This window comes from Flavobacterium sp., from assembly GCF_046317795.1.
GTDB lineage: Bacteria > Bacteroidota > Bacteroidia > Flavobacteriales > Flavobacteriaceae > Flavobacterium.
In genome coordinates this window covers 1-10798 of the sequence record NZ_JBKCVI010000020.1, presented here as the reverse complement: position 1 = coordinate 10798, position 10798 = coordinate 1, and the positions used below count along the sequence as shown (strand labels likewise).

Annotated in this window: 10 protein-coding genes; 1 reads left to right on the top strand and 9 read right to left on the bottom strand. The window is 33.7% G+C overall.

Translation table 11 applies throughout. The annotated features are described in order from the left end of the window. The first annotated feature begins 386 nt into the window (after positions 1 to 386). Complete coding sequence (locus ACK5ON_RS01200; protein ID WP_409819131.1) at positions 387 to 2645, top strand: T9SS type A sorting domain-containing protein; 2259 nt, start codon at positions 387 to 389, stop codon at positions 2643 to 2645. Between the two features lie 236 nt (positions 2646 to 2881). On the opposite strand, the gene ACK5ON_RS01195 is transcribed toward ACK5ON_RS01200, so the two are convergent. The 9 genes from ACK5ON_RS01195 to ACK5ON_RS01155 form a co-directional block, all read right to left on the bottom strand. After that, complete coding sequence (locus tag ACK5ON_RS01195; protein ID WP_409819133.1) at positions 2882 to 3544, bottom strand: transposase; 663 nt, start codon at positions 3542 to 3544, stop codon at positions 2882 to 2884. Positions 3545 to 3696: 152 nt separating this feature from the next. Then, positions 3697 to 3975 (bottom strand): Txe/YoeB family addiction module toxin, encoded by a 279-nt coding sequence (locus tag ACK5ON_RS01190; protein WP_409819128.1) that lies wholly within the window; start codon positions 3973 to 3975, stop codon positions 3697 to 3699. A gap of 14 nt (positions 3976 to 3989) precedes the next feature. Continuing rightward, complete coding sequence (locus ACK5ON_RS01185) at positions 3990 to 4238, bottom strand: type II toxin-antitoxin system Phd/YefM family antitoxin (protein WP_409819126.1); 249 nt, start codon at positions 4236 to 4238, stop codon at positions 3990 to 3992. Positions 4239 to 4475: 237 nt separating this feature from the next. After that, positions 4476 to 4985, bottom strand: a complete 510-nt coding sequence (locus ACK5ON_RS01180) for an RDD family protein (protein WP_409819123.1) — start codon at positions 4983 to 4985, stop codon at positions 4476 to 4478. A 173-nt stretch (positions 4986 to 5158) separates the two neighbouring features. Beyond that, positions 5159 to 5527, bottom strand: a complete 369-nt coding sequence (locus ACK5ON_RS01175; protein WP_396175014.1) for a PH domain-containing protein — start codon at positions 5525 to 5527, stop codon at positions 5159 to 5161. 68 nt (positions 5528 to 5595) lie between these two features. After that, entirely contained in the window at positions 5596 to 8943 is a 3348-nt protein-coding gene (secA, locus tag ACK5ON_RS01170; protein ID WP_409819120.1) for a preprotein translocase subunit SecA, read from the bottom strand. A gap of 105 nt (positions 8944 to 9048) precedes the next feature. Beyond that, positions 9049 to 9270, bottom strand: coding sequence for a DUF2795 domain-containing protein (locus ACK5ON_RS01165; protein ID WP_002986941.1), 222 nt, complete (start codon positions 9268 to 9270; stop codon positions 9049 to 9051). 150 nt (positions 9271 to 9420) lie between these two features. Then, positions 9421 to 9990: a cob(I)yrinic acid a,c-diamide adenosyltransferase gene (locus ACK5ON_RS01160; protein ID WP_409819117.1), complete on the bottom strand. Its 570-nt coding sequence runs from the start codon at positions 9988 to 9990 to the stop codon at positions 9421 to 9423. Positions 9991 to 10196: 206 nt separating this feature from the next. Further along, positions 10197 to 10798: ABC transporter ATP-binding protein (locus ACK5ON_RS01155; protein WP_409819115.1), on the bottom strand; the 602-nt coding region annotated here is incomplete at its 5' end.

Sequence of the window (10798 nt, the reverse complement as noted above, 5' to 3'; positions counted from 1 at the left end):
TGGTAAAAAAGTGAAAGAGGTGATGGGGTAATTTTCCATTCTAAGTATATAAAAAAGCTCCAAAATATTTTGGAGCTTTTTTGTTATGGTTAAATGACGATTTAGCTTATAAATCTCAGATTATTGGTTTTGGATGATTTTATTTTGTGGGCAAGGATTGCAAATCCGAGTAAATCGGGGTTTTGTATAAAATAGTACCTATAATTCGTTTTTTTTGATTTATAGATTACTATAGTTAACTAGGTGCTTAGTTACTGTAATGTTTACTTACTTTGATATTAAAGTTTATTTAAAGTAGTATATTGCTGTATCACACTAAATTATTGTTTTTTTTTTTTTACAAACGAATTATATTTTTAATATATATTTGAATAAAATCTATTTTTATGAACAAATTATACTTCTTATTAGTTGCGATACTTTTAGTTACAGCAACAAATGCACAGATTGTAACTATTCCTGATGCAAATTTTAAGGCGAAGATAATTGATAATGGATTTGATGATAATGCTGATGGAGAAATACAAACAAGCGAAGCATTACAAATATTTGATCTTGATTTGGATAATGCAAATATTAGTTCTTTGGAAGGAATAAATGAGTTTTTAAATTTACAAAGATTATCCGCTAAAAACAATCAAATTACAATATTAGATATTAGTAATTTAAATTTATTATCTGATTTAGTTGTTTCAAATAATCAAATTAATACTATAAATTTACCTTTACTTTCAACTGCTGAAGACAGAAGAATAGTACTTTCAGATAATGAACTCGCTACCATAGATTTTTCTAATCAAACAAATATAATTGGTTTAAGCATAGCAAATAACCAATTATCAAATGTTACTTTACCTGTAATTAACGAATATGATCCAAGTTGGTTAGACATATCAGGTAATAATTTTACTTCAATATTTTTTGCAGATGGAACTAATTTAACCAGTTTTTATTGCAATAATACCCAGCTTACATCTTTAGACTTATCAAATGTAATATTCAATGATAACGTTCCAATCGAAGAAATTGAATTTCAAATAAATAATAATCCAAGCTTAACATTTATTAATTTAAAAAATGGTTTTTTTGTAGGTTGTCTAGACGATCCAAATCCACCAGTTGGCGAGACTCCTTTTTTCTGTTCAGAAGATAACTTTAGTATTACAAATAATCCCAATTTAAGTGCAGTTTGTATTGATAATGGCATTTTTGACTATCAATTGAATTATTATTTGAATTATTTTGCAAATCAACCCAATGTTAACGTTACAAACTATTGTTCTTTTACACCAGGAGGAACATTTTATACTGTTCTAGGAAATACCCGTTTAGACGAAAATGCTAATGGCTGTGATACAACTGATGTGACTATCCCTAATCAGCGATTTACAATAACTAGTACTGTTTCAGGTACAATAATTTCTGGTGAAAATGGTTCTTACTCTATTCCAGTTCAAGCAGGTAGTCATACTCTTTCACCCGTTTTAGAAAACCCAAGTTATTTTAATGTTGCTCCTGCTTCTGTTACTGTTAGTTTTCCCTCTGCGGCAACTCCTTTTACCCAAAATTTTTGTATAACTCCTAATGGTATTGTTCATGATATAGAAGTAAGTATTCTTCCAAATGGTCCTGCGCGTCCGGGTTTTGATGCTTTTTATAAAATCATTTACAAAAACAAAGGAAATCAAGTGGCAAATGGTACTTTAAATTTTAGTTTTGATGATGCTGTGATGGATTTAGTCACAGCAAATCCAATTAATGATGGAAATGCAGTAAATAGTTTAACTTGGAATTACACGAATTTACTTCCTTTTGAAACGAGAGAAATCAGCTTGACTTTCAATATCAATTCTCCCATGGAAATTCCTGCTGTGAATGGTGATGATGTTTTATTATACAATGCAACAATTCTTATTGCTACTGATGAAACGCCAAACGACAATAGTTTTAATCTGAACCAAACGGTTGTCAACTCTTATGATCCAAACGATAAAACATGCTTAGAAGGAACTACTATCACGCCGAGTATGGTGGGTCAATACGTTCATTATGTTATTCGTTTTGAAAACACAGGAACATTTGCTGCACAGAATGTTGTAATAAAAGATATGATTGATACGACTAAGTTTGATATTACTACTTTGGTTCCACAAAGCAGTAGCCATAATTTTATAACTAGAATAACCAACACAAACAAAGTAGAATTCGTCTTTGAAAACATCAATCTACCATTTGATGATGCTAACAATGATGGTTATGTAGCATTTAAAATTAAAACCAAACCAAATTTAGTTTTGGGAGATATGTTCTCCAATAGTGCCAATATTTATTTTGATTATAATTTCCCGATACTGACAAATACTGCTACAACGACAGTTACAGCATTAGGCACTCAAGATTTTGATTTTGAAAAATATTTCACAGTTTATCCAAATCCTGCGAAAGATGTTTTGCATCTTGAAACCAAAGCTGCAATAGGAGTGAAGGAATTGAATATATACAATATTTTAGGGCAAATGCTGCAAGTAGTTACTAATCCGGAAAATAATGCGAGTATTGATGTCACGAACTTAAAAACAGGAACGTATTTTATAAAAGTTATTACCGATAAAGGAACGGCGAATGCTAAGTTTATTAAGGAATAGCTAATCATCGCGTTTAGCGTCTCCATCAGAAAATGGTAAAAAAGTGAAAGAGGTGATGGGGTAATTTTCCATTCTAAGTATATAAAAAAGAAGCCGTCTCAATATTAAAATTTGAGGCGGTTTTTTTATTTGATTGAACTTTGATGAAAAGTTTACTATTTTAAAATGAAAATAAAATTGCCTTTAAGCGGCAATTTTCTTTCTTAAATTGTGTGCAATTGCCATTAATCCGAACTCTAACTCGGTTTTTCTATTCCTTTTAAAGAAAATCGTCTAAAATTATGGTTATGTTTGAGTTGAGCGAATACAGGTTCTACATCGGCTGTGCGTTGTTTTCTTTTTTGTAATCCTATTTCGCTTGTAAGGAGCTCTCTGATTTTTTGTTTGTGTCTTTCAAGATTGTGGTTTCTCTCTATACTGCGATTTCCTTTTCCTTTAAAACATTGCCCTCGCATTGGACAACCCTCGCAATTTTGAGCCTGGTAGTGTGATAAATGTTGTCTATACCCTGCTTCGGTTGTTTTTGTACTTTGGTGTGTTTTGTGCATTTTTTGCCCCATCGGACACACATAATAATCTTCTTCTTGGTTGTAATGAAGGTTTTCTTTGCTAAAGGGTTTGTGCTTTTTTTGATAATTTTTATCTTGTTCTTTATCAAAAGTATTGTACTTCACATAAGCTGTTAAGCCTTGTTCTTGAAGGTAATCATAGTTCTCTTCACTTCCATAACCTGCATCGGCAGTAATCTCTTCCATTTCTTGAAAAACTTCCTCTCCGTAGGTTTCTTTAAGGTTTTCTAAATGTGGTTGTAAAGTTTTAGTATCTGTTGGGTTTTGATGTAAAGTATAATTAACGTGAGTTCGATATAAAAAATCAAAAAAAGTATTAAAAAAGCGAATTATTTAGTATATTTAAATAACGCATTTGTTTAGGAATAGTAACACAGTATAGATAACTTATTACGACTTGTAAATTGTTATGACTTTTATATGTTTTGTTTTCCATTAGTAAAAAAGGAACAATATTTAAAACGACTAATGGGTGCTGGCTTTTATTTATCTCCGTAATGAAATCTACATTGAATTATGATACATTTTTGATCAACTCCTTTAGTGCCAATTATAGAATAAACTAATCTATGTTCTGAAGTTATTCTGCGTGACCAGAAACCTTTTAAACCAAACTTTAATGGTTCAGGTTTTCCAATTCCTTTGAAAGGTTCTTGGCAAATTGATTTTAGTAACTCTTTTATTTTAGCAACAATATCTTCATCAGTTTCCAACCAATAATTAAAATCTTCCCATCCGTGACTTGTAAATTCAATATTCATAAAAATATCGGAAATTACAAATTATAAGAAATTGTTTTTCCTTCACTAATTTGTTCTATAGATTCTTGAAGTCTTTTCAAATTATTTTTGGTCGATAATAAATATTCAGTTTCTTTTAAAGAATTATATTCTTGAATAGACATGATTACAACCGCTTCATTTTCTTTATTTCTAGGAACTATAATGACTTCCATTGACTTAGTAACGTAGTCAAAATATTCTTTCATGTCTTTTCTCAAAGTTGAAATTGTTATAGCTTTCATTAGATTTTATTTTTAACAAATGTACTTAAAAATGTACATAATTGTGAAATAAAAAAACTTTTCTGTTTAGATTTTTTTTAAGCTTGTAGTACGTTACTAGAATTTTGAGGTTGCTGACCAAGGAAGTCTAAAGTTTCATAAATACTGAACTCAAAATTAAAAAAAAACTTTATCCCGAAGGTTAGGCATGACTAACAATCCATTTTGCTAGAACTGCTGTTGGCAGTTGTTGCTTCATTAATATTTTATTTGTTTAATTTCTTTTATTTCATTTATTTCTTTTATTTCTTTTTGATTTTTAATCACGTAACAGTTCAAAAGCATATCGTGCCAAGCTTGTTTTTTTTTATCAGTTGCAATCGACCATATTCCAAACCCTAATGGAATAATTGATATGAATTGTGCTAGAAATCGAAGATATGCTTTTTTAAAAGTTAATCTATTCCCTTCAACGTCAATTACCATTATTCCACATATTTTTTTTCCAATTGTTCCTTGGTATTTTGAACTTTCTGTTATGCCGTAATAAATTGTCCAAATTGATAGATTTAAGATATTTCGCCACATACTATTTTCCTCAAAATTGATATTTCGAAAAATCAAGTACTCAATAAATAATTCCAATGGAATTATGAAAACACCATCTATCAAATACGCTAAAATTCTTATTCCAAGACTTGCATAGTTAACATCCAAATTGATTTTTTCCGTTTCTGTTTTTTCGGTTAGGTTTTCTTCTGAATTCATTTTCTATTTTAAATTTTGTTTTTTAAGCAGGATTTTTTTGCAATTGCTGGTAACTATTAAACATCCGCAGCTTCCAATTGCAAATACTTATAAACGTAAAAATATAAAAAAAATCCTCAATATTTTTAATCATTAAGGATTGTATTCATTAATATAATTTTATAAAAACGTATTTAAGATAACTCTTGAAATTTTTTTCTAAACTCCAATGGGTTTTTTATCTTAGGGAATATTTCCCTGGTTCCACCAGAGCCAACAATTATTATTGTGCCATAACCAAGTATTCTTGCTAGTATTCCTTGGTCAACATTTACACTCTCTATTTTTGAATGGTTCATTTCAAATGTTTTTCTGCTAATTAACCCCGTTTTAACAATGACACGTCGGTTAGTAATCACAAATTCATCAGAATACTTGTCAATTAGTGGTGCAATAAATAAAGTGAGAATGGCTCTTAGATTGCAAAAAATAATCCAATGATACGTTGTTTCTAGTTCAACATGCTCATCTTTTATTAAATTATTGTTGACGTAATTTCCCATTTTCTATTTGATATTTAAAGTTTAAAATGTGCATTTTTTTCATTTGATTCTATTAGCTGAACACTATTTTAGTCATGCACCAAAACCCATTCTCCACTAGCCAACATGCTTTCTGCTTTTTTGAATTTCATGCTTTCGGTTTTACCGCTCATGACGTGTTTGATCGTCACGGTATCATTACGGTTAATTTTTGGAGTTTCTCTTACAATAGTTTCGGTGACTTGTGGTCTTTGAGAAGCGGCTTGACCAACTTGGCGATTCGTATTTTCACTACTTTCGATTTCGTCTTTAGTTTCGGTGTAATTTTGTTTTTGACGAACTTGTCTTGCTTCTTGAATAGTGTTGTTTTGTTGCGGCAAATCGCCTTTGAACAAGAACGAAATCACTTCTTTATTGACACCATCCAGCATGCCGCTGAACAATTTGAATGCTTCTAATTTATAAATAAGCAAAGGATCTTTTTGTTCGTGAACCGCTAATTGAACCGATTGTTTCAACTCATCCATTTTGCGCAAATGCTTTTTCCAAGCTTCATCCACAATAGCCAATGTGATATTTTTTTCAAAATCAGCAATCAATTGTGCTCCATTTGTATCGTATGCTTTTTTCAAATCGGTAACCACATTTAACGTTTTAATTCCATCTGAAAATGGTACAATGATACGCTCAAATTTGTTTCCTTCTTTTTGATACACATCAGCAATAATAGGCAACGCTTCACGAGCACTTCTCTCGGTTTTTTCAGTATAATAAGCCATTGCTGCTTTATACACTTTGCCCGTAATTTCCATTTCGGATAATTTGTCAAACTCACTAGCCGAAATAGGAGAAGTTATGGAGAAATAACGAATTAATTCAAATTCAAAATTTTTGAAATCGCTTTTTCCTTTGTTCTCACCAACGATTACTTCACAAGTATCATACATCATGTTGGCAATATCCAGTTTCAAACGTTCTCCGTGCAAAGCGTGACGACGTCGTTTGTAAACCACTTCACGTTGTGCATTCATTACATCATCATATTCAAGCAAGCGTTTACGTGTACCAAAATTGTTTTCTTCCACTTTTTTCTGAGCACGTTCAATCGATTTGGTCATCATCGAATGTTGAATTACTTCACCTTCTTTCAATCCCATTCTGTCCATGATTTTGGCCACTCTATCAGAACCAAACAAACGCATCAAGTTATCTTCCAACGACACATAAAATTGAGAACTTCCTGGATCACCCTGACGACCAGCACGACCACGCAACTGACGGTCAACACGACGAGAGTCGTGACGTTCTGTACCAATAATTGCTAAACCACCAGCCGCTTTTACTTCGGGAGATAATTTAATATCGGTTCCACGACCCGCCATGTTGGTAGCTATAGTTACCACACCCGATTTTCCTGCTTCTTCTACAATTTGTGCTTCTTGTTTGTGCATTTTTGCATTCAAAACATTATGGTTTACACCACGTATTTTCAACATTCGGCTCAATAATTCTGAAATTTCTACTGAGGTTGTTCCAATTAAAACTGGTCTTCCAGCTTGTGACAATTGGGTTACATCTTCAATAACGGCATTGAATTTTTCACGAACCGAACGATAAATTAAATCTTCTTTATCTATTCTTGACATTCCTTTATTGGTAGGAATTTCAACTACGTCCAATTTATAAATTTGCCACAATTCGCCAGCTTCTGTAACCGCTGTTCCGGTCATACCCGCTAATTTGCTATACATACGGAAATAATTCTGCAAGGTAATCGTAGCAAAAGTTTGGGTTGCGGCTTCAATAGTAACTTGTTCTTTCGCCTCAATCGCTTGATGCAATCCATCAGAATAACGTCGACCATCCATAATACGACCTGTTTGTTCATCAACAATCAAAATTTTATTGTCCATGATGACATATTCTACATCTTTTTCAAAAAGGGTGTATGCTTTTAATAACTGTGTAAGTGTGTGTATTCTTTCGGATTTAATTCCGAAATCTTGGAATAATTTTTCCTTAGCTTCCGCCTCTTTGTCTTTTTCTAAATTTTGTTTTTCGATGTTGGCAATTTCAGTTCCAATATCAGGAAGAACGAAGAAACTTTCGTCTGTATCTTTGGAAAGGAATTTGATTCCGTTATCAGTCAATTCCACCTGATTGTTTTTTTCTTCGATTACGAAATACATGGCCTCATCCACTTCTGGCATTTTGCGGTTGTTGTCCTGCATGTATTCGTTTTCAGTTTTTTGTAAAAGTGCTTTGATGCCTTCTTCACTCAAAAACTTGATTAACGCTTTGTTTTTTGGTAGCGAACGATACGCTCTTAATAGTTGGAAACCACCATCTTTAGTATTGCCTTCTTTGATTAATCGTTTGGCTTCGGTTAAAAATCCGTTGGCCAATTGACGTTGTAGGTTATAAAGGTTTTCGATTTTTGGTTTCAATTCGTTAAATTCATGTCGGTCGCCATCCGGAACGGGTCCTGAAATAATCAACGGCGTACGAGCATCATCAATCAATACTGAATCGACCTCATCAACAATCGCATAGTTGTGTTTTCTTTGTACCAAATCTTCTGGCGAATGTGCCATGTTATCACGTAAGTAATCGAAACCAAATTCGTTGTTTGTACCATAAGTTATATCCGCTTCATAAGCTTTTCTTCGCGCATCTGAGTTTGGCGAATGATTGTCAATACAATCAACGGTCAACCCGTGGAACTCGAATAGTGGGGCTTTCCAAGTACTATCACGTTTTGCCAAATAGTCATTCACGGTTACAAGATGAACACCGTTACCAGTCAAAGCATTTAAGTAAAGTGGAAGCGTAGCTACCAATGTTTTTCCTTCACCCGTTTGCATTTCGGCAATTTTCCCCTCGTGCAATACGATTCCACCAATTAACTGAACGTCGTAGTGAATCATATCCCAAGTGATTTCTTTTCCAGCAGCATTCCATTGGTTTGCCCAGATGGCTTTGTCACCATCAAGTGTGATATAGGTTTTTGTAGCCGAAAGTTCTCTATCTTTTGCCGTAGCATTAACTGTTATTGAAGTATTTTCTTTAAAACGACGTGCTGTTTCTTTAATTACGGCAAAAGCATCGGGAAGTATTTCGCTCAATACTTTTTCTGAAATATCATAAGCTTCTTTTTCTAAAGCATCAATAGCGTTGTAGATGTCTTCTCTTAAATCGATATCAGCTGTGTTTTCAGCTTCCAATTTTTTAGCTTCAATTTCAGCATCTTGCTTGGCTCTGGCTTGTTTTATTTTTTCTTTGAACTCAACTGTTTTGGCTCTCAATTCGTCATGCGAAAGCGTCGCTAAGATGGGTTCTAAAGCTTTTATTTTAGTGATATAGGGTTGAGTAGCTTTGACATCTTTTTGAGATTTGTCGCCTACAAAAGCTTTGATAATGCTATTTATGAAACTCATAATTGGGTTGTTATTATATGTTTTAAAATCCCGAAACTTCGGGATGCAAATTTAAACAAAAAAAAAGCCCAAAATGGACTTTTTTCTGTTGTGGTTGTTTATTTTTTAATATTCATCCTCATTCCAAAGATAATCTTCGTCGGTAGGATAATCTGGCCAAATTTCTTCCATCGATTCGTAAATTTCACCTTCGTCTTCTATAGATTGCAAATTCTCCACTACTTCAAGTGGAGCACCAGTTCGTATAGCATAGTCAATAAGTTCATCTTTGGTAGCTGGCCAAGGCGCATCACTTAAATAGGATGCCAATTCTAATGTCCAATACATCTTCTGTCGATTTTAAGTTTATGCAAAAATAAATTTTATACTGAAAAAGTCAAGTTTTTTTTGATTTATTTTTAAATATGTTTAAGAACGTCCTATTCTAGTGGTCAGTGGTCAGTTTTTAGTGATCAGTAAATGACTGCTTTCTGAATACTATTTCCTCGGAATCCATTTCACTTCATCTGCGTTCAAATCGTGGGACAACTTTCGTGCCAGTACAAAAAGATAGTCAGAAAGTCGGTTTAGGTATTTAATCACGAGTTCATCGGTTGGTTCTAATTCATGCAAATGTACCGCTAAACGTTCCGCTCTTCGGCATACGCAGCGCGCAATATGACAATATGACACTGTTGTATGTCCGCCTGGAAGCACAAAATGTGTCATTGGTGGTAAACTATCTTCCATGCTGTCGATTTCATTTTCTAAAAACTCGATATCTGTTTCAAGAATTCCTAAATTTCGCAGTCGTTTTTGTCCGTTTTTCAGGATTTCTTTTTCGGGTGGTGTTGCCAGTATAGCGCCAACGGTGAACAGTCGGTCTTGTACTTCAACCAACACATTTTTATATAAAACATTGATGTCTTGATCACGAATTAGCCCAATGTGGGAATTGAGTTCGTCAACGGTACCGTAACTTTCTATTCGGATATGGTGTTTTGGTACTCGTGTACCGCCAAAAAGTGCAGTTGTTCCTGTATCGCCGGTTTTGGTATATACTTTCATTTTGAATTTTAGATTGAAGATTAACGATTTTTGATTTCAGAATTTGTACAAAGGTATCAAAAATACAAATGGCTGATTAACTAGCCCTGATGGAAGTGGCACTATGCCTGACGGCAGGCAGGCTAGTATAGCGGACAGCAGGAATAAGGTCTACTGAAATGCCCGAACGATTCGCTCCTCCACTTCGACTGTGCTCGGTGTGACAATTATAAATGGTTTACATTTTCAGTGTCACTTTCAATCAGTCCATCTCGCAAACGAATAATTCGATGTGCATATTTGGCAATGTCTTCCTCGTGAGTTACCAAAATTACGGTATTTCCGTTATTGTGAATATCATTGAATAAGTTCATAATTTCTTCGGATGTTTTACTGTCTAGATTTCCTGTAGGTTCATCGGCTAAAATAATTGAAGGTTTGTTAACCAAAGCTCTGGCAATGGCTACACGCTGACGTTGTCCACCCGAAAGTTGATTGGGTTGGTGGTCCATTCTATCGGCGAGGTTTACTTGGGTCAACACTTCTGTTGCGCGTTTATTTCGATCGGTTTTTGAATAACCAGCGTAAATCATGGGTAACGCCACATTATCTAAGGCAGTTGTTCGCGGTAACAAGTTGAAAGTTTGAAAAACAAAACCAATTTCTTTGTTTCTTATTTCGGCTAAATCATCGTCATGCATTTGACTCACGTCTTTTCCGTTCAATATGTAGCTTCCAGAAGTTGGCGTGTCTAAACAACCCAAAAGGTTCATCAAGGTAGATTTTCCAGAACCTGATGGTCCCATGAGTGCGACATATTCGCCTTTAT

Bases quoted from the DNA above. Each gene is read 5' to 3' on its own strand.
- ACK5ON_RS01190 (WP_409819128.1), bottom strand. From the start codon at position 3,975: ATGAATATTGAATTTACAAGTCACGGATGGGAAGATTTTAATTATTGG.
- ACK5ON_RS01180 (WP_409819123.1), bottom strand. From the start codon at position 4,985: ATGAATTCAGAAGAAAACCTAACCGAAAAAACAGAAACGGAAAAAATC.
- secA (WP_409819120.1), bottom strand. From the start codon at position 8,943: ATGAGTTTCATAAATAGCATTATCAAAGCTTTTGTAGGCGACAAATCT.
- ACK5ON_RS01175 (WP_396175014.1), bottom strand. From the start codon at position 5,527: ATGGGAAATTACGTCAACAATAATTTAATAAAAGATGAGCATGTTGAA.
- ACK5ON_RS01160 (WP_409819117.1), bottom strand. From the start codon at position 9,990: ATGAAAGTATATACCAAAACCGGCGATACAGGAACAACTGCACTTTTT.
- ACK5ON_RS01165 (WP_002986941.1), bottom strand. From the start codon at position 9,270: ATGTATTGGACATTAGAATTGGCATCCTATTTAAGTGATGCGCCTTGG.
- ACK5ON_RS01185 (WP_409819126.1), bottom strand. From the start codon at position 4,238: ATGAAAGCTATAACAATTTCAACTTTGAGAAAAGACATGAAAGAATAT.
- ACK5ON_RS01200 (WP_409819131.1), top strand. From the start codon at position 387: ATGAACAAATTATACTTCTTATTAGTTGCGATACTTTTAGTTACAGCA.